The 21,340-nt window shown below is 37.3% G+C and carries 15 protein-coding genes; 4 read left to right on the forward strand and 11 right to left on the reverse strand.

Translation table 11 applies throughout. The features are described from left to right. Positions 1-168 precede the first annotated feature (168 nt). Both SP041_RS07065 and SP041_RS07070 read right to left on the reverse strand, forming a co-directional pair. Positions 169-1,377 (reverse strand): acetate kinase, encoded by a 1,209-nt coding sequence (locus SP041_RS07065; protein WP_025562926.1) that lies wholly within the window; start codon positions 1,375-1,377, stop codon positions 169-171. Between the two features lie 819 nt (positions 1,378-2,196). Further along, positions 2,197-3,099 (reverse strand): LysR family transcriptional regulator, encoded by a 903-nt coding sequence (locus SP041_RS07070; RefSeq protein ID WP_025562927.1) that lies wholly within the window; start codon positions 3,097-3,099, stop codon positions 2,197-2,199. 181 nt (positions 3,100-3,280) lie between these two features. Between SP041_RS07070 and SP041_RS07075 the strand changes: the two genes are divergently transcribed. Together SP041_RS07075 and SP041_RS07080 are read left to right on the forward strand one after the other, a co-directional pair. Further along, on the forward strand, positions 3,281-4,999 hold the full coding sequence (locus tag SP041_RS07075) for an L-lactate permease (protein ID WP_025562928.1): 1,719 nt from the start codon (positions 3,281-3,283) through the stop codon (positions 4,997-4,999). A gap of 296 nt (positions 5,000-5,295) precedes the next feature. Beyond that, complete coding sequence (locus SP041_RS07080) at positions 5,296-8,127, forward strand: FAD-binding and (Fe-S)-binding domain-containing protein (protein WP_037047987.1); 2,832 nt, start codon at positions 5,296-5,298, stop codon at positions 8,125-8,127. Positions 8,128-8,267: 140 nt separating this feature from the next. On the opposite strand, the gene SP041_RS07085 is transcribed toward SP041_RS07080, so the two are convergent. The 7 genes from SP041_RS07085 to SP041_RS07115 all read right to left on the reverse strand — a co-directional run bounded on the left by SP041_RS07085 (position 8,268) and on the right by SP041_RS07115 (position 16,012). Further along, on the reverse strand, positions 8,268-9,131 hold the full coding sequence (locus SP041_RS07085) for an ABC transporter permease (protein WP_025562931.1): 864 nt from the start codon (positions 9,129-9,131) through the stop codon (positions 8,268-8,270). A gap of 10 nt (positions 9,132-9,141) precedes the next feature. Further along, a complete protein-coding gene (locus SP041_RS07090; protein ID WP_240791430.1) occupies positions 9,142-10,017 on the reverse strand; it encodes an ABC transporter permease in 876 nt (291 codons plus the stop codon). A 5-nt stretch (positions 10,018-10,022) separates the two neighbouring features. Beyond that, on the reverse strand, positions 10,023-11,138 hold the full coding sequence (locus tag SP041_RS07095) for an ABC transporter ATP-binding protein (protein ID WP_025562933.1): 1,116 nt from the start codon (positions 11,136-11,138) through the stop codon (positions 10,023-10,025). A 99-nt stretch (positions 11,139-11,237) separates the two neighbouring features. Further along, positions 11,238-12,308 carry an extracellular solute-binding protein gene (locus SP041_RS07100; RefSeq protein WP_137297486.1) on the reverse strand — a complete coding sequence of 357 codons (1,071 nt, stop codon included), beginning with the start codon at positions 12,306-12,308 and terminating at the stop codon, positions 11,238-11,240. Positions 12,309-12,937: 629 nt separating this feature from the next. Continuing rightward, positions 12,938-14,101, reverse strand: coding sequence for an alpha/beta fold hydrolase (locus SP041_RS07105; protein WP_025562935.1), 1,164 nt, complete (start codon positions 14,099-14,101; stop codon positions 12,938-12,940). Positions 14,102-14,569: 468 nt separating this feature from the next. Next, positions 14,570-15,154 (reverse strand): uracil-DNA glycosylase family protein, encoded by a 585-nt coding sequence (locus SP041_RS07110; RefSeq protein ID WP_025562936.1) that lies wholly within the window; start codon positions 15,152-15,154, stop codon positions 14,570-14,572. Between the two features lie 252 nt (positions 15,155-15,406). Continuing rightward, positions 15,407-16,012, reverse strand: coding sequence for an AAA family ATPase (locus SP041_RS07115; protein ID WP_025562937.1), 606 nt, complete (start codon positions 16,010-16,012; stop codon positions 15,407-15,409). Positions 16,013-16,772: 760 nt separating this feature from the next. Between SP041_RS07115 and SP041_RS07120 the strand changes: the two genes are divergently transcribed. Beyond that, positions 16,773-18,278: an amidase gene (locus SP041_RS07120; protein WP_025562938.1), complete on the forward strand. Its 1,506-nt coding sequence runs from the start codon at positions 16,773-16,775 to the stop codon at positions 18,276-18,278. A gap of 455 nt (positions 18,279-18,733) precedes the next feature. Here SP041_RS07120 and SP041_RS07125 read toward each other — a convergent pair whose 3' ends face one another. Next, complete coding sequence (locus tag SP041_RS07125; protein WP_025562939.1) at positions 18,734-19,135, reverse strand: GFA family protein; 402 nt, start codon at positions 19,133-19,135, stop codon at positions 18,734-18,736. A 268-nt stretch (positions 19,136-19,403) separates the two neighbouring features. Further along, complete coding sequence (locus tag SP041_RS07130) at positions 19,404-19,919, reverse strand: MarR family transcriptional regulator (protein WP_025562940.1); 516 nt, start codon at positions 19,917-19,919, stop codon at positions 19,404-19,406. A gap of 260 nt (positions 19,920-20,179) precedes the next feature. Between SP041_RS07130 and SP041_RS07135 the strand changes: the two genes are divergently transcribed. Further along, entirely contained in the window at positions 20,180-21,067 is an 888-nt protein-coding gene (locus SP041_RS07135; protein ID WP_025562941.1) for a haloalkane dehalogenase, read from the forward strand. Positions 21,068-21,340: the final 273 nt, after the last annotated feature.

A 21,340-nucleotide genomic window follows, 5' to 3' on the forward strand; every position in this document is an offset into this window, starting at 1 on the left:
TTTAGCTGGCGCTAAGTTTATAATGGCAATGAGTAAACTAGACTAAAACCTTTATCTCATTTGAGCACTAAAAACTTAAAGTTGAAAAAGTAAACTATAAAAAAAACACCCACAAAAAAAAACCAATCATTTCTGATTAGCCTTTTCATTTTTAAAGCAATGTGAGAATTAAACGTTCACTAGTGCTAATGTATCTTGTGCGATAACCCACTCTTCGTTGGTTTGAATAACCATTGAGATAGTGCTGTCTTTTTCAGTGATAATACCTTGGTTAGAAGACTTACCGAAGCGGTTTGCTAAGTTTTCTTGTTCGTTAACTTTAAAGCCTAATAAACCTAAACGCTCTAATGTTAGTTGACGGATTGGTGCTGAGTTTTCACCGATACCACCAGTGAAGATAACCGCGTCTAAACGTCCATCTAAGGCTGCTGTGTAGCTTCCAATGTATTTAGCTAGACGGTAACAGTATAAATCCATTGCGCGTTTTGCAGCTTCATCTGTGTCGTAATTATCTTCAACAAAACGACAATCTGATGTTTTTTCTGTTAATCCTAATAAACCAGATTCTTTTGTTAGCATGTCATTGATTTCTGCCATGCTATAACCTAGCTCATCGTGTAAATGGAAGATGATTGCAGGGTCAACATCACCACAACGAGTTCCCATTACAAGCCCTTCTAATGGGGTCATACCCATTGAAGTATCTACAGAAACGCCATTTTTAATCGCACAAACAGAACCACCGTTACCTAAGTGACAATTGATGATGTTTAACTCAGACACAGGTTTTTGTAACACATCAGCTACTTGTAGGCTGATGTAGTAATGGCTTGTACCGTGCATACCGTAACGACGAATACCATTATCGCGGTAAAGTTTATATGGTAGAGCATATAAGTACGCTTCTTCTGGCATTGTTTGGTGGAACGCAGTGTCGAATACCGCTACATTTGATAATGCAGGTAAAGCTTTTTGAGCTGCACGAATACCGATTAGGTGTGCAGGGTTATGTAATGGTGCTAATGAGATACAATTTTCAATACCTTTCATTACTTCGTCAGAGATAACCGCTGATTTAGTGAACTGTTCACCACCATGAACAACACGATGCCCGATAGCAAATAGGTTTGCTTTTAATGCTGGATTTAAAGAAAGAATTTCATCTACGATGTACGTTAATGCTTCTTCATGTGCAGCGCCTGCGCCTAAATCAGCTTTTCCTTTAACACCTTCTAAATTCCATTTAATACTTGCATTATCTAACTGCAAACATTCAGAAAGACCTGAAAGTTTTTCATCGCCATTAACGGCATCAATGATGGCAAACTTCAAAGAAGAACTACCACAGTTAAGTACAAGAATCAGTTTGCTATCCATTTTTTAAATCCTATTTATCACAAAAACAAAGAGTTAGATCAATAAACAAGCCCAACTCTATAAAAGTTATATTTTTTGGCATTGTAAAGAAACAATAATCGATATAGCCCCTATGAATACTATCGCCAAATTAGAAGTGCGCAAGCATACACGTGAACGACAGAGATCACAAAACAGTTTTAAAAAGCTCATCCACCTTTGTTGATGAAAGATTATAAAGGGTATGTTAAAAAAAAGTGACGAAACGCACGTTTATAACATTTTCACTAGTTGTTGAGTATTATTTCACCAACAAAATAGCAACATTTAATTCACATTTGGCATTTGCCATCATCATAAAAAACATTCAAAAAAATGATTTCTTAGGCGGCATAAGCTCATTAATAAAGAGTATGAATAGAAGTGGTTAACATAATGTTATTAAAATAGACGTATTAGCAAAGTCCATCACAATGACAGCGCCGTTTAGTATCAATCAATGCGTTAACTTAATAACTCAATGATTTAAAGATCTGAAGGTTTAACAGTATAGCGTTCTAACTATATAGAAATTTAGTGGCTCAAAGGTGTAGTGGCTTAAGGATTTAGTTACTTGCAAGTTTAGTTACTTGGAGGTTTAGTTGCTTAAAGGTGTAGTTAGTTACAAGCTTAACTAGGTAGGCGTTAAATTGATTTTTAGTGGTACAGTGATTTTGGCTATTACAACTGCTATTACAACTACAGCTTTAATAGCTCAATAATTTACTGACTTAGCGGCTTAGCAATTTGATAAGCTAGCCGCTAGATTGATGATGTCGTTAATCCAACTCACTTAAATCACTAAAAAGACTCACCTATTGCTAAATAACTTTCTCGAATATGTTCAATCAACATACGAATCTTCAGCGGAGCCTGACGTGTAAATGGATAAACAGCATAAATACCTAGTTTCTTACCTACCTGCTCAGGAAAAATATCAATTAAGTCGCCTTTCAAAATATCTTGATACACTAAACAACGTGGCACATAAGCCACCCCATTCCCGCCTAATGCAATTTTTCGCAATGATCCCGCATTATTAGTGGTGAAGTTCCCTGACACTTTAATAATATAATTACTGTTATTCCCTTTGAACTCCCACTCAGAGGCCCCTGTTGTTTGATACGCGTATTGTAGGCAATTATGATTAACTAACGATTCTGGTGTAGTGGGTCTTCCAAACCGTTGAATATAAGCGGGGGCGACACAAATAACCCACTGAGAATCAATTAAGTGGCGAGCGATTAAATTTGAGTCGTTCATATCGCCGGTTCTAATCACTAAATCGTAGCCACCTTCCACTAAATCCACAAAAGAATTTCTCATAGACATGTCGACCGTGAGTCCAGGGTGCATATTACAAAACTCAGCAACAGTGTTCGCCAATAAAAGGTCACCAGAAATGGTTGGCACTGACATTTTTATATTTCCAACCATACTTTCGGCATATCCATATACCGCATCAATCGCTTCCACTGCGGCCTGCCTCACATTTTTAGCACCTTGATAAAGCACTTTCCCGGCTTCACTCAGTGTTAATTTTCGCGTTGTTCTATATAAAAGTTGTACGCCAAGCTCTTCTTCTAATCTGGCGATATGTTTGCTAACCACTGAATTTGTAAGGGAATTAATTTCTGCTACTTTGCTAAATGAGCCCTGCTCTACCACTTGAACAAATAGAATTAAATCATCAGTCTTTGTCATCATTACACCTGTTTTGGAAACAATGTTTGTCATTATCTCTATATATAGAGAAAAAACAAAGGAGTATCGTCACAATCCATTAACAAATGCACAACAAAAAACAAAGAAAGACGCGTTAATGTCACTCTGTTTTTAGTCATGGTTATGGGGACATAACAGTCATATAGAAAAGGAAAAATAGATGAACAGTACGTTACTTGCATTAATTGCATTTTTACCAATAGTAATGGCGGCAATCTTATTAGTTGGGCTAAATTGGCCAGCCAAAAAAGCAATGCCAGTCGCCTTTGTATTAACAGCCGTTATTGCTTTCTTTGTTTGGGATATGTCTTCAACGCGTATTATTGCCTCGTCCTTACAGGGGTTACTCATAACAGTATCGGTATTATGGATTGTATTCGGTGCAATTTTTTTACTCAACACATTGAAACATACCGGGGCCATTAATGTTATTCGTACAGGCTTCATCAATATATCTCCTGACCGCCGTATTCAAGCTATCATCATCGCTTGGTGTTTTGGCTCATTCATTGAAGGCGCATCAGGATTCGGTACACCAGCCGCTATCGCAGCGCCACTCCTGGTTGCTATAGGTTTCCCCGCATTAGCTGCTGTCGTCATTGGCATGATGATTCAATCAACACCCGTTTCATTTGGTGCTGTTGGTACGCCAATCATCGTTGGTGTTAACAAAGGCCTTGATACTCATAACATATCAGAAATATTGGTATCTGGAGGGTCAACGTGGGACATTTACTTGCAAGAAATAACCAATAATGTCGCTATCATTCATGCTGTTGTAGGGACTTTCATACCAGTATTAATGGCAATGATGCTGACACGCTTTTTTGGCAAGAATAAAAGCTGGACAGAAGCATTAAACATTTTACCTTTTGCCATATTTGCAGGCTTAGCATTCACCGTACCTTATGCATTAACAGGTGTTTTTCTTGGTCCTGAATTCCCATCATTAATGGGGGGGTTAATAAGCCTTACTATTGTTGTAACTGCCGCTAAAAAAGGATTCCTTGTACCTAAAAAAGGTTGGGATTTTGAAGAGGAAGCAATGTGGCCTAAGGAATGGTTAGGCTCACTTAAAATGGACCTAAAAGACGGTCTTAACAAAGTAGCTAAGAAAAAAGAGATGAGCCTTGCTTTAGCTTGGGTACCTTATTTGTTGTTAGCCATTATTCTAGTGATTAGTCGTGTTAGTGCTGAATTTAAAGACTTTTTAAGAAGTGTCAGCTTATCATTTACCAATATTTTAGGAGAAACAGGGATAAGTTCTGCTATTGAACCGCTGTATTTACCAGGTGGTATTCTGGTCTTTGTTGCGCTATTGGCTGTTTTATTACAATCACGAAGCTTCAAGCCATTAGGTAGCGCATTTAAAGAATCAAGCAAAACATTAATAGGGGCAGGTTTTGTATTAATATTTGCAATTCCGATGGTACGTATTTTTATCAACTCAGGCATTAACGGTGCTGCTTTAGCCAGTATGCCTGTCACTACGGCTAATTTTGCTGCAAATCTTGTCGGTGATTTATTTCCAGCACTCAGTGCTTCGATTGGTGCATTAGGGGCATTTATTGCTGGGTCAAACACCATTTCAAATATGATGTTTAGTCAATTTCAATTTGAAGTTGCGCAAACGTTAGCCGTTTCAAGTACAGCGATGGTGTCTCTGCAAGCCGTTGGTGCGGCAGCTGGTAACATGATTGCCATTCATAATGTGGTTGCAGCCTCTGCAACAGTTGGCTTATTAGGTAGAGAGGGAATCATTCTACGCAAAACTATTATCCCAACATTCTATTATGTTGCAGCTACCGGCATTATTGGTTTAATTATCATTTATGGTTTTAACATTAGTGATAGCTTGATGTCTGCTCAAGGAAGATAGTAAGAGAAAATAGTGTAGATAAGAGTAGCCTAAATAACAGTGGTATTTTGTTTAAACGGGTTTAGACACGAACTAAATCCGTACACCTTAACGATTCACTGTTAATTATTTAATATTTTGCAATAGACCAGTCAATTTTGACGATTGAATTTAAGTAAACAAGAAAATATAAAATAACATACAACGAATAGTGTATTAATTTTAAGTCTGTCTAATGCCATCGACATTCAATAAGCAATTATTTATGGCACACACCTTATTAGTCAATTCGTTGCAATTCACATTGAGGATTTATAATGAAAAACAGTCAACAACCCTACCAACAATTAGAAGACATGTTGTTGCAGCATATCGACCAAGATAGAATTTATACCGATCAAGCATTACGACTTGCCTACGGGACTGATGCCAGTTTTTACCGTTTAATTCCCAAGATGGTCTTACGCTTAAAAAACATTGATGAAGTCATTTTTACCATTAAAGCCTGCGGCCAACTAAACATCGCCTGTACATTTCGTGCGGCGGGCACCAGCCTCTCAGGCCAAGCAGTATCTGACTCAGTATTAATTACCTTAACCGATGATTGGCGTGGACATGAAATACACGATGATGGACACAAAATCACATTGCAACCGGGCGTAATCGGCGCTGATGCAAATAAATACCTTGCTTCATTTGGACGCAAAATAGGGCCAGATCCAGCCTCTATCAATGCCTGTAAAATCGGGGGCATTGCTGCTAATAATGCAAGTGGTATGTGTTGCGGTACAGCACAAAACTCTTACCGCACGATTGATAGTATGAAGTTAGTTTTTTCAGATGGCACATTACTCGATACCGCTGATAAAGACAGTATTGCCGCTTTCACGTTAAAGCAACCCGCGTTAATCTCAGGCATTGAAGCACTATGTGCAGATGTTGCCAATAATGCTGAATTAACAGAGCGTATTAATCATAAATATCGTCTCAAAAACACAACCGGATATTCGCTTAATTCGTTAGTCGATTACTCAGACCCTATTGAAGTAATCAAACATTTAATGATCGGCTCAGAAGGTACACTCGGCTTTATTGCTGAAATTACCTATAACACTGTGATTGAACATCCTCACAAAGCCTCTGCATTAATCGTATTTAATAATATTGAAGAAGCAAGTAAAGCGGTAACCGCATTAACCAAAGAGCCTGTTTCAGCAGTAGAAATGATGGATGGCAGAGCAATGCGCTCAGTCGCCGATAAACCAGGCATGCCTAGTTTCCTTGAAACATTAGATTTACAAGCAGGTACCCTCTTAATAGAGTCTCGGGCAAGTGATACAGCGCAATTAGATCAACAATGTCAGGCCATAATGCAAACGGTCGCTCAATTTAACGTTATAGAATCAGTCTCTTTTACCACAGATGCCAATATGGTGGCTACCTTATGGGGCATTCGTAAAGGCATGTTCCCTGCCGTTGGCGCAGTAAGAGAAGTCGGTACAACCGTTATTATTGAAGACGTTGCTTTTCCTGTCGAACATTTAGCTGCAGGCGTACATGATTTACAAACGCTATTTGAGCAATTCAATTACAACGAAGCCATTATTTTCGGGCATGCACTTGAAGGTAATTTACATTTTGTATTCACTCAAAGTTTCGATGCGCCAGCAGAAATAAAACGTTATGGCGATTTCATGGATGCTGTGGCGCAATTAGTGGCAGTAAAATATCAAGGTTCATTAAAAGCAGAGCATGGTACAGGCCGTAATATGGCCCCCTATGTTGAACTCGAATGGGGTAAAGACGGTTATGCTTTAATGCAAAAAATAAAAGCATTGTTTGATCCTAGAGGCATACTAAATCCAGGTGTCATTATTAACGATGATCCTATTTCGCATCTTAAAAACCTAAAACCAATGCCTAAAGCGGATGACTTGATTGACCGCTGTATTGAATGTGGTTTTTGTGAACCAGTATGCCCTTCAAGAACACTCAGCTTGTCGCCACGTCAACGTATTGTGTTGTATCGCGAACTACAGCGTAGAGAAAATAATAACGAGACAGAAGATGCTAAAGCATTACGCGATGTTTTTGAATACCAAGGTATAGACACTTGTGCGGCAACAGGTTTATGTTCTGAACGCTGCCCGGTTGGTATTAATACGGGTGATTTAGTTAAAAAATTACGCACCAGTAAATATAAAAAATTCACACCTATTGCCCGTTGGACGGCAGACCATTTCACCGCCACCACTAAAATGGCATCAATGGGACTTAAAGTGAGCAGCGTTGCTCAAAAAACCTTAGGCGATAAAACCGTCGCGAAAGTCACGAATAAAGTGCGTAGCTTAAGCGCAGGGAAAACGCCAATGTGGATCCCTGAAATGCCTACCGCTAACAAGCATAAAGTGAGCAGTACTTTTAGCCAAAATAAAGAAAATAAAGACAGCAAAAAAGTCGTTTATTTCCCGTCATGTGCGGCGCGAACCATGGGACAGCAAGCGAATAATAGCGATAGTCGTCCATTAACTGAAGTCACTGAATCATTAATTAAAAAAGCAGGCTTTGACATTATCATTCCAGAGTCTTTAACAGATCAATGTTGTGGAATGCCATACGACAGCAAAGGAATGAGTGAACTTGCATTGCAAAAGTCGCAGCAATTAGAAGCCGCACTATGGGAAGCCAGCGAACAGGGGAAATGGCCAATTTTAATGGACACCAGCCCTTGTGCTAAACAAAGTATCGATAAGTTTACACATGCGATGGAAGTATTAGAACCGACTGGATTTGTACTTAAATACTTACTGTCACACTTACAATTTTCGCCTATCAAAGAAACGGTGATGCTGCATATTACTTGTAGTGCTCAACGGATGGGATTAGAAAATAGCATGCTGACATTAGCTAAATCCTGTGCAAGTGATGTGATTGTCCCAGAGCATATTCAATGTTGTGGATGGGCGGGTGATAAAGGATTCACCACGCCAGAACTAAACGCAGCGGCTGTTCATACACTCAAAGATCAAGTGCCTGAACATTGTAAACGAGGATTTAGTAATAGCCGTACCTGTGAAATAGGCCTATCACACCATAGTGGTATCCCTTATCAATCCATCTTATACCTAGTTGATGAGGCAACCGCTTAATAACAATATAATCAGAAAATACAAAGAAGCCACTCATTGAGTGGCTTCTTATTCATTAACTTAAGTTGTTACATAGTCTTAAACAAATCATATTAAGAACTTCAGAGCAGCTAAAAGCGAACATCCTTGTTACATCATCTTTATTCGGCCGTACTTTTTCTGCCTGTTAAAAAGTAGTTACCTAATGCCAAAACAACACTCGCTAACATTAATAATAATGACACAACATTAATAACAGGTGTCGCTCCCTCTCGTAATCGGTCATAAAGGGTGATGGTTAACGGGCTATCTGAGCCTACCAGCATCAAGGTGGTATTGAAGTTTTCGAAAGACATTAAAAAACTGATCACCGCAGCACCAATAATTGCAGGTAACAGATAAGGAATAGTAATAGTGCGTATCGCTTGTAACTTGCTCGCCCCTAAGTTCAATGCAGCTTCTTCCAAACTTAAATCAAAATTGCGTAACCGAGCAGCAACAATTAATGTGCAAATAGTAGTAATGAAAGCAAATTGACCAATCACAACTAACGTTAAACCTGGTCTCAATAGTTCAATATCAATTGCCCACACATCATCAAAATAGTTAGCAATACTCGAACTCATGATTAAAATCGATACACCTAAAATAACCCCGGGTATTACCAATGGCAATAACATCAACATATATAAAATACTTTTTCCTCGGAATGTTGATCGCTCAAACAAAAAAGCATTATTAACCGCTAATGCGACCGCTAAAACCGTGGTGCAAGTTGCAACGAGAAAGCTAGTTGCGATTGATTGGTATAACTGAGGGTCATGAAATAATCCTAACTTTGGTTCACTATCTGAGAAAAACCAATCCCAAGTAAAACCATGCCAAGGCAAAGAGGGAAACATACTGTCATTGAATGCAAATACAGCAACAACTACTAAAGGAGCCATTAAAAAAGCAAAGAAGATAAAAGCATAAAGCCTAAAACTAGACTTAAAGAGTGTCGACTGAGGAATCGATGGGATCATACGGCGTCTCCTACGACATTACTTTACTGAAAGATTGACGACTAAGTTTCAAACCCAACCACACAATTAAAGAAGAAATACTTAAGAGTAAAACACCAAATGCCGAGCCCTGTTGCCAGTTAAATCGGGTAATAAATTGCGTAAATATCTGCTCCGTAAACCATAGGCTGGATTTACCTCCGAGTAAAATAGGCGTTAAATAATTACCCAATGTCAGCATAAATACCACAATACAACCGGATATAATGGCAGGTTTAGCATGCGGTACAATGATTTGCCAAAAAACAGATAAACCATTGCCTCCTAAATCATATCCCGCTTCAATATAACTATCGTCCAGGCTTTCTAAGGTTGATGTTAACGGCACAACCATAAATAACATGCTGCTATAGACCAACCCCAACATGATGGTTGCATCGGTATAAAGGAACTCAATAGGTCCTTCTGTCATACCTATGTATTGTAAAAAGGAGCTCACTACCCCACTTTCACGCAACAAGATCATCCAACCATAAGTTCTTACTAACTCACTGACCCAAAATGGAATTAAACAAAGCACCAACAGCAACCCTTTGGCTCGGCCTCGTAACATTTTTGCGATGTAATATGAAATTGGAAAAGCAATGATTAAGGTTAATACAGTGGCTATGATCGACATCACTGCCGTGCGTAAGAAGGTATTCCAATAAAGAGGTTCAGTAAAAAATTCAATGTAATTACTAAAACCATATTCATAAATGCGTGGCGCGACACGTTCTTGTAACGAAATATTTAACATGGTCAACTGCGGTAAAATAACTAACAACACTAACCATAATAAAAGAGGACAGAGTAGTAACAATAAGCCTAATTTAAGCGGTGTTTTTGATTTCCCTTTCGTCATCATCTTGGTTATTTATCCTGTAATTTGGGAAAGACATTAACTTGCTGCTTAGGAAATGATATTTGTAAATTATCACCTTTTTTCAAATGTATAAATTCCGCCGTTTGAGGCAATTTAACCTTTATCTCTTCACGAGAAGTTTGCTCCTCAACTAATAACTGGCTGTTTGCACCATCAAATAAAATATTATTCACTGTAGCCGTTAATTGGTTTTGATCTGCTTTAGGGGCTGACACCTGTGAGATATGGATAGCCTCTGGACGTATAAACACCTCCACTTCAGAACCAATAATAAAGGCTTTCTCATCTGATTTTTTTGTATATAAGATGAATCCTGTTGTTGTTTTTACTTGTAATGAATCCGATAAAATATCAATGACCGTGGCCGACCATTTATTACTATCACCAACAAAACCTGCTACAAACGCATTATCTGGTTGAAAATATAACTGTTGGGGATCACCTACTTGTTGAAATTGACCATGATTCATCACCGCAACCTGATCACTCATCACTAATGCTTCAGATTGGTCATGAGTAATATAAACAAAGGTGGTATCGAACTCTTGTTGCAGTTTTTTAAGCTCCACTTTCATGTGTTCGCGCAACTTCAGATCTAATGCGCCTAACGGTTCATCCAACAATAAAACATCTGGGTTCAACACCAAACACCGAGCAATCGCAATACGTTGTTTTTGCCCACCAGATAATTGTGATATTTCCTTTTGTCCGCTACCACTCAGGTTAACCCGCGCTAAAACTTGATCTACTTTGTGCTTTATTTCAACTTTATTAATACCTTGACGGTGTAAACCATAGGCAATATTTTCTGACACATTCATATTCGGGAACAGCGCTAAATGCTGGAAGACCATATTCACTGGGCGCTTATTCGGCGGTACGCCAATCATCGATTTACCTTTGATGAAGATATCACCCGATGTTGGATCATCAAATCCTGCTAGCATGCGTAGCAGAGTGGTTTTACCACAACCAGAAGGCCCTAAAATAGAAAAGAAACTGCCTTTTTTGATGGCAAATGAGACTTGGTCAACGGCAGTGAAATCATCAAACTGTCTAACGAGATCAGTGCATTGCAAATCAAAATCCGTATGATTAAGCAAATGAATTCCTAATTAATGATTGAATGGTTTTTACAATAAATAAAAAATTTAGGTGCAACCAAAGTGACACCTAAATAAGACTAATTAAAATACTGAATGCTATTTTGCCGCTTTAACGCGATCTAAGACTTTGCCTTCAATTATTTCTAAACCAGCAGGCACAGGTGGGTACCATTTAATGTTATCAACAGAGGCAGTATCAAAGCTTGATTGATACTTAGCTCTTAATGGTGCATTCACAAATTCATCAGCCCCTTTTGAAGCCGTGAAATTACCAGCAGAATCAGTAATCAACGCCGCTATTTTTGGTTGCATAACAAAATTTATCCATTTATAAGCAGCCGCTTCATTTTTACTTTTACGCGGTATTACAAATGCATCTATCCAGCCTAATGCCCCCGATGTTGGAGCAACAAAGTTAATCGCTTTATTATCATCATTTAATTGCCAGCCGCCTGCATCCCAAGCCATTGCAGCAACGGTTTCATTACTACGCATTAAGTTCTTCATGGCATCACCACCAGACCAATACGCTTTAACGTTACCTTTACAACTGATTAACTTATCCTGCACTTGTAACATAATTTTTTCATACTCTACAGGGTCGTTATAAGCTGCAAATGGATCTAACCCCATGGAAAACGCAAATGCGATTAAAGTAGGACGTTTTAAACGGTAAGTCACTTTTCCTTTATAGGTATCGTTACACAGGTCAGCATAATCTTTTACATCAGCCGCGGTTTCTGAGTTAACAATTAAACCAGAAGTGCCCCAGATGTGTGGCACACCATAGGCTTTACCGTCATACGTTGATGACTTTAATGTTGAATCAAGCATGCTCGTCACAAACAACTTATTATCTATCTTAGACAAATCAATCGGTTTATAGATATTAAACTCAGCTTGTGCACTCGCTATTCTATCTTGGCTAGGTTGAACCAGATCAAAACCACCGCCACGCGTCGCTGAAAGTTTAGCAATCATGTCTTCGTTATTAGATTTAGTTACCTCAACATCTATTCCAGTTTCGGCCTTAAACATATCAACAACTGTTTTTGGCGCATAACCGCCCCAAGTTAATAAGCGTAGTGTTTCAGCATTCACTGATTGTGCTGTTACACATAAGGTAAAACCGACTGCAATTAGTGACTTACAATTTGAAATTTGCATTATTCTCTCCATAGATGTCTGTTTTGACTAAAAGTAATACCAATTAGGAGAATCAATATAAGTAAAAAATTATGACATAAATATGACAAATATCACATTTATGTAAAAAATGAGACTTACGTCAACTAAGTACAGAAATTAAATGAGCATTAAATGGGATAAAAATCATCCAACGACTAACAACGATTAACGCATGTAGAAGCGAAACAGAGCATATAAAATAACGGCTTTGCACCGCACAAGAAGCATGTTGAACACAGCGGAAATACAACGGTAGTAAGGCGTATCAGACAGCGAGATTGCTGATTGTCGAGAATGTCGAAATTGAGCGATAACAAACTATCTCCAAGTGCACAATATGCCTCTGTAAAAGATAGAGTGGGAAGCATCATCAATCAAAGTTAACGGAAGCCTAGAACGTATAATTTCCAGAATTTATATAGAGTGTTTAAATATTTTTTCAAATAGCTTATTCAAATAGCACATTCAAATAGCACATTCAAATAATTTACTGTTCGATGAACCATAACAACAATTGACCCACAGATAACGTGACGTAACTAAAATGCATAATTGTCGTGAGCAACCATAAAAACTATGAGTCTAGTTTCAGTTAGTTTTATTGAAAACTAGCGTTCGCTACTCATCACGCTATCTAGTTTTTTCATACTTTGTTCAAAATAAGGATTATAAGTTAAGCGAGCAAGCGTTTTACCTTTCTCTGCCCAACCGTAAGAAGAAAACCAAACATCATCGCCCTGTTCACAAGATGTTTCTTGTTCTTTAGTCTGTCCATTATTACATATTATGATATTGCCCTCTACGCCATATTCAACATTATCTGGAGAAAATAATAACCCCATGTGAGAGCTATTAACAATGTGTAAATCAGGGCGTTCCATGCTGAACCGAGTGCTGTTAGGGATTGACAAATCATCCTCACCTAGCCATATCAGCTGATTATTTTCATTGGTAAATTGTTTTTGAAATACGTTGGTGGGAAATACAGTATCAATAACACTATCACCTTCACTCATCATCATGAAAACTGGCTTATTGTAAGTGATATGCTCCAAATCAGCTTGTACCGTTTTGACGGTATCGTAATAAACAGCAGCACCATGCATTGGCAAAGAGTTGTAACGCGTATAATTGGTTTCAGGATCTTGATCAGCCCATGTCACCACGTAACTGGCGAGGTTAGCCCATTTTACGGCTGATGAATCTGGTTTAAAAGCAGGCGAAAAAAGTAATACCCCTTCTATGCTATCGTCATGTAATGCCTCAGACGTCACCAAGTTTGCGCCTGTGGAATAACCACCTAACCAAAGCTTATTTGACCTCGGTTTTAATAGTGCAATATGATGATTCACTACCCCTTGCCAATCTTTCTCTGTGGGTAACATTAAATCTCCTGCTTTACTACCGTGTCCGGGTAATAACACCGTTCTAACAAGGTAACCTTGTGAAACTAAATGCTTCGCCACATCCGTAAACGAATAGGGAGAATCACCCAAACCATGCACTAACAGTACGGCACCTCCATTTGGGTTTTCAGGTATTAATTCGAAAGGAAGGTTCGCTTGTAATTCTTTTTCAATATCATCGGTTTTAAAGACTCGATGTGCCAATAACCACTCTTTTGTTTCTGTAATATATTGTTGAAAATTGTGTTGAGAATAATTAGGCAATGACTCTGACACTTGATAATTAGGGTCTATATTTGATTGGCTACAAGCAGTGAGGAGCACAATAGAACTAATAAACACATGACGAAAACAAGATGAAATCAACTTAAGATCCTATTAAAAACAAACGAGTAAAAAATAATAAACAGATAGAGATGTATTCAATGGTGCTAGCGTGCCAACGTTTTAGCAATATCCGAAAATTCTTTTCAAGGCTACCTAACATTAAGTAAAAAACCAAACGTTAAGCATGACAAACTATATCGATAAAACACTTATTGATAGTGTCATACCCTCTATTTTTAAATACGTAGTGAAAACTTTACGAGATCAAAAACACATTAAAAGATGCCGCCCTAGTCAGTGAAATAACCAAAGACTTAAAGAAACCTATTTTATGAAGAAGGTTAAGCAATAATGATAAATTATTAAATTTATATGTATTGCATTCTTTTATATATAAATGTTTACGTTCTTTTATTTAATGGCATAGCTTGAGTTTACATCTATGCATAACTCGCTTTTTAAAGCTAAAGAAAAATAACAAAAATATGGATTTAGTAAGCTAAAAATCTATTTGAGAATGTTATGAACTCTATTTTTTAACACCGTTAACACATCCACTTCAAACCACGGATTCTTTTTTAACCAGATATTATTGCGCGGACTTGGGTGTGGAAGAGGCATAACTTGCTCTCCATAAGCAGCCCAGTTCTTGACTGTTTCGGTAAGATTTTTCTCTCGGTTTTCTAAATGCCATGCCAAAGCATATTGCCCTATGACAAGTGTGAGCTGAATCTCCGGCATAGCTTCAAGTAATTTGTTACGCCAAGTCTCTGCACATATTGCTGGAGGTGCTAAATCACCTGATTTCCCCTTTCCTGGATAACAAAAAGCCATGGGTAATATAGCTATTTTTTGTGAATTATAGAAAGTGTCTTTATCAACCCCCATCCATGTCCTTAATCGGTCACCACTCGGATCATCGAACGGAATACCTGTTGCATGGACTTTTGAACCAGGCGCTTGCCCAGCAATAAGAATTTTAGCATGCTGATTAACTTGCAAAACAGGACGAACACCCTCTTTCAAGTTAGGTTCGCAAATGGTGCAAGCACGCACCTCTGTTAATAATTGATTGAAATCGTTTGTTTTCATGGTTGCCCATACTTACATAGCTATATGATTTACATAACTACATTTAGTTTCTATGTAGTTATGTAGTTATGTAGTTATGTAGTTATGTAGTTATGTAGTTTCTTATATTAATCACAGTGCTAGATAATATAAGCGTAATGCAATAAAACAGATCAGGGATCGTTAATATTGGACCTAATCTGTGATTGAATACAAACTATATTATTAACACGGCATTGATTATATTTTTCTCAAATAAACCAAGAATTAGATTTATTCTCTATTTAATGACTGTTCTTTTTCTAAAATAGAAACAAGTTCTTTTAATGAGGTTTCATATTCATCTTGGTTTGAATTTTTAAATAGTAATAAATCATCAACGATATCTGGATTATCGATACTCAACGGGATAGAAAAATCAACGCCTTCAATATACTCATCCCAGTTTTCCAACTTCCAGGTATCTCTTGAAGAGTTTCTTTCAATCATACGACTTTTAACTACATCAACATCAGTCATTACCCAAACGACAGTTAAGCGTGCATTTTTTTCAATGAGTTGATTTTTTAAATTATCAATAAAAGCAGTATCTCTAATTTCACGGGTAAATGGTGCGTTAATCAATACAATATCGTCATATTCTAGCGCTTCCATCGCTAATGCTAACACTGCGTCATACTCGTAATTACGAATATACTCTTCAAAAAAATCAGAGCTTCGATTCACTTCTTCATTCATCACTTTGAAAATCTGATGTGATAAAACAATCAATGTATCTTTATCTAAATACACAACATGCTTAAGTGCTTTTGCTAACTTTTTAGAAATATAGGTTTTGCCACTTGCTGGCGGAGAGGTAACTAAAATAAGTCTTTTCATTATGAATCCTTAATAAACATGAGCTATTTTCAAAATTAATTATTTCATTAAATGAAACAATTAAATATGATTATTGGCGTTGATGTGTCAAAAAAGATAGCTATTTGAGATGATAAGTATTTGGAGGCCTCTATTATTTTTTCATAGTCACTTCCACAATTTTTTCGTATTTAATAACAATCACTTAATTAACGTGACTGCTATTATTAACGCATACTACGATACAAATTAACAATTTCTTTTAGCACTATGAGTTTAAAACTGATGTTATCCCTAACATTTTACTCTTAAAAAAATCAAATTTACCTTAAATTAAATTCATTGCCGCATTTAAAAACATCAAAAATTTGACTGTTTACACGATGTAAATGAGAAGAAAATCGTAACTAAAAATAATGAAAGCTAATGATATTAAAGATAAATGAACAAGCAAACATCCGTGACTCAAGAGTATTAGGTAATAGTTTTTACGAATACAGAGCCTTTCATCACAACGGCTTTTAACAGGTAAAAGCAACGTAATTAAAAATATAAGTTAGAAAATATAAGATGTCAAAATGCCTGCTAGCTGCATACTTTTAGTAAAAACAGAACAAACCTAAAAATAACAATCAACAATATGTCAACAACATTAACTCAATAAAAAAGTATCGATCACGTTTATTGACTTATTTCTTATTTTTAGTGAGTATGAAAGCGCCTTAAATTATGCAATTTGATCATTAATCATATTTGATAACTCTTAGCAAAGGAAAGCATTATGTCAATTAAACGACCTACGGTTGAAGAAGTAAAAACAGCGGCTTTAGAAATAGGCATTCATTTTACAGAGTCAGAAGCTACTACTTATCATAAATTAATGCAGGGGCAACTTGATGCATTTGATCTTGTAGACAGCATGGATATTCAATTACCTGAAGTAAAATACCCTCGCCATTCAGGCATAAAACCTTCCTCAGAAAATAACCCTTATAATGCATGGGCAGTTAAAACAACAATTCAAGGAGCAAGTGACGGTAAACTTTCTGGTAAAACAATCGCAATAAAAGATAACGTATGTGTTGCAGGCGTCCCCATGTCAAATGGAACTTCAATTTTAGAAGGTTATATACCTGATGTCGACGCTACCATCGTTCAACGGTTTCTAGATGAAGGAGGAACAATCCTCGGTAAATCTAATTGTGAATATTATTGTGCATCAGGAGGAAGCCACACTTCACATAATGGATATGTTGAAAATCCTACCGTACCAGGGTTTAATGCTGGCGGCTCCTCGTCTGGTTCAAGCGCTTTGGTTGCTGCTGGTATAGTTGATATGGCAACGGGTGGCGATCAGGGTGGATCAATTCGTATTCCCGCTTCATATTGTGGCATTGTCGGCTTAAAACCTACACATGGCTTGGTGCCTTATACTGGAATTTTTGCCGTGGAGCTAACATTAGATCATGCAGGTCCAATAACACGTACCGTTGTAGATAATGCTTTAATGTTAGAAGTAATGGCTGGGGCTGACGGGCTAGACCCTCGTCAAAAAGGGGCTGTATCTCAACCTTATAGCGAAGCCGTTAATAAAGGAGTTAAAGGCTTACGTGTAGGAATTGTACCTGAAGGCTTCGGCACACCCGGTGCTGAAATAGAAGTTGATGAGCGAGTAATGGAAGCCGCTAAAAAACTAGAAGCAGAAGGCGCTATTATCCACACTGTTTCTATACCATTACATGCTGTTGGTGCTGCGATATGGACACCTATTTTTCTTGAGGGAACTTATGATTTAATGATGCGAAATAATTCATACGGAACCAATATGAAAGGCCTTTTTGTAGAAGGTCTAATGGATGCGCAATCCAATTGGAAAGAAAAGGCTGATGAATTATCAGAAACAATGAAACTAGGCATGCTAACCGGACATTTTACATCATCAAGAACGAAAGGACGCTATTACGGCAAAGCCCAAAACCTTAACCGTTTAATGACCGCCGATTATGATCGAGCATTATCAGAAGTAGATGTATTATTAATGCCAACAACGCCAATGGCTGCAACACGTTTGCCGGAAAAAGATGCAGGTGCAGAGGAAATTATTGCACGCGCATTTGAAATGGTAGGGAATACAGCTCCAACTTGCGCAACAGGACACCCCTCTATATCAGTTCCTGTAGGGAAAACCTCAGATGACCGTCCAATCGGCGCAATGCTAATTGCAAAATATCATGACGAAATGACACTATTCAGTGCAGCACAAGTACTTGAAGCATCATACAGTTAAAAATATATTGCTAAAAAACCAAGAATTAATACGATATTGTTATCGTATTAATTCTTAACTCTCAAATAAGTAATACAATTTTACGCTATTTATAGATAGTCTAATTTCTTGATACCGCGTCATGAAAGCTAATATAGCTATATATTCTGATATTGAGCATATACCTCCAATCAACTAACTCAGAATTAATTAATGCAAAATGAAAGATCAAACTCTGTATTTCCTTCAATTAATAATTAATTTTTTACTAACTGTCTATCTAAGGACGTATTGCTAAACAACTTTATAAAAATGGAATTAAATAAGTGATCAGAGATTGCGTAGGGAAAATTAACGCTAATAAGGCGTGAATTGTAGGAGATAGGTGTTCTCACTTCAAAACTCACAACGCAGTTAGGGGTGGTTTTAACCAGCAAGAATGATCACCTTATTAATTCTTTTGGTATTATAAGGCATTAGCGCCCTTCCTGATGTTTAGGTAATTCATCTTCTAATTTACACCAATTTGCTTTGTAGTCGGTATAAATATGAGCATCAATTACAACAGGAATGTCACTATCAAAAGTTGCAACTGCCAATTCTATTTCATTTAAAGAAGCACCATTTACACGGAACCCTAAACTAGAACCGCACTTAGAGCAAAATGTACGAACAGAACCATTTGGCGCAGTAAATTCTTTTAAATAATCTCTACCTGAAATCCAGTTCAAACCCGACACTCCGACTAATGTTCCATATGCAGCACCATGAAACTTACGGCACATTGTACAATGACAATTCGCAGCTTGATCATTAAAGCTATTAACAACAAAAATAACAGCGCCACACAAACAACTACCTTTATAAACATCACTCATATGAAATCACCACTAGTGCATAACGAGACGATAGAATAACTTATTTTCAATTCGTTTATTTAAATAAAAATGACAGAAGATTGCATTTACTTGAGATTAAATAGATTATTTTAACCTTATTAGCTAACTGATTAAATTGAATCATAAGTGGGATTAAAGGGCTAAAAACAAGGGATTTATTGAGCTAAAATTTATGGATGTTCAAAAGTTCTTTAGTTCTTTAGTTCTTTAGTTCTTTTGCCCAGTAAGAAAATAGAAAATGCATTAACTACTTAGCGACAGCTATTTCAACAGGACAACCTTGCGGACGGCAAACCTGTTCGTTACACATTCTGCATAATCGACGAGCACCTTGTTGCCCCTCAGTAAACGAACCCAATACACTCTCAAGCATAGGTACAAGCACTTCTTGTTGCTCTATGGTTAATAAATTCAAAACTTGCGTAGTGACTTGTTCACGTACACGTAATACTTCTTTTGCTCTTTCCTGGCCTGTATTGGTAACTCGTAACACAATGGCTCTTGCATCATTTTCACACTTATATCGTTGTACTAGTTGCTCTTTTTCAAGCGTATTAATTAATCTTACTGCTCCTGAGTGAGTCAACCCCAAGACTTTACTTAATACACCGATACTTTCATTAGGATGATTATAAATGGTGACTAAAGCGGTTTCATGACTAAGACTGTGTCCACCTAAATCAGTAATCCCCTGTTCGATTCTCGTTGAAATCATACTAGCAAAAGCACCTAGTAAATTAGCTGTGTAATCGTCATTTTTCATACTAAAACCACTTTGAGTATTGAGTCATTTTTTAAAATTAAATTATATATGACTCAATCACAAAAAACTATAGACAAACATAAACCATAAAATATATTATATGACTGAGTCATCTATATTTACAAAAGAATAATACTGAGATTAAACATAACCGATGAAAGAACGCTTAGCCGTTATCACAAGGCATTGTTAATACAGCTCATTCTTTTATAACAAAAATATTCACCTTTAAATCCCAATTGATGGAGCGATTAACAAACATGAAAATTGATACAGAAACATTACGCTATAGGAAGCAATTTAAAACCGTATTAGGTAAACGTATGGCCTATGTTGATGAAGGTACAGGCGATCCCATTGTATTTTTACATGGTAACCCTACATCGATTTATTTATGGCGAAATATCATGCCTCACTTAGAAGGTAGAGGTCGTCTAATTGCTATTGATATGATCGGGATGGGAGATAGTGACAAACTGGATAAAACCAAGGACGGTAACTACTCACTTTCAGAGAACACAAAATACACTTCAGCATTGCTAGAAGCGTTAGGTGTGGATAATAACGTCACTTTTGTTTTGCATGATTGGGGTTCAGGTGTTGGCTTTAATTGGGCAAACCACAATCAATCTGCTGTAAAAGCAATCGCATTTATGGAGGCAATCGTCACCCCTTTTCCGACTTGGAATGACTTCCCTAAAGACTTGGACGCCCCTATTGGCATGTTACGTTCAAACGAAGGTGATAAAACAGTACTTGAAGATAACTTTTTTATCGAAACATTATTACCAAGCGCAATAATTCGAACATTAAGTAATAAAGAACATGCTGAATATCGTCGTCCATTCTTAAATTCAGGAGAAGATCGTCGTGCTACTTTAGCAGGACCTCGAGAGTTACCGATTGAAGGACAGCCTACTGAAACGGTTGCCTTAGTAGCCAGTTATGCAGATTATCTTGCGAACTCAAAAGACATACCTAAGCTATTTATTAATGCAGAACCAGGCGCATTTTTAGTTGGTTATGCTCGAGACTTTGTTCGCACTTGGCCAAACCTCACAGAAGTGACTGTTAAAGGGCATCATTTCATTCAAGAAGATAGCCCTCATGAAATAGGAAAAGCTATTTCAGATTGGTTACCTCAATAAAAAATTAGTTGATGTTATATCCTGCACGGCAATTGTGTAGGGTTAGCTTTTAACCTGTTTTAGATTAGCGAAACTGTGTCATAACAACGACCTATTAGCATGTAAAACATTATAACTAAAAGATAGAAGAGTAATTATCAAAGTTTATGGGTGCTGAGATGGTCACTCCACGAAGGCATCACAATGTGCCAAGATTGGATAAGTGTTCAGCAAATCAATCTAACCATGGAGTGACCAAAATGAAATGTAGCGTAATTAGTATCGACCTAGCAA

The organism is Psychromonas sp. SP041, assembly GCF_000470315.2.
In the GTDB taxonomy this organism is placed as follows: domain Bacteria; phylum Pseudomonadota; class Gammaproteobacteria; order Enterobacterales; family Psychromonadaceae; genus Psychromonas.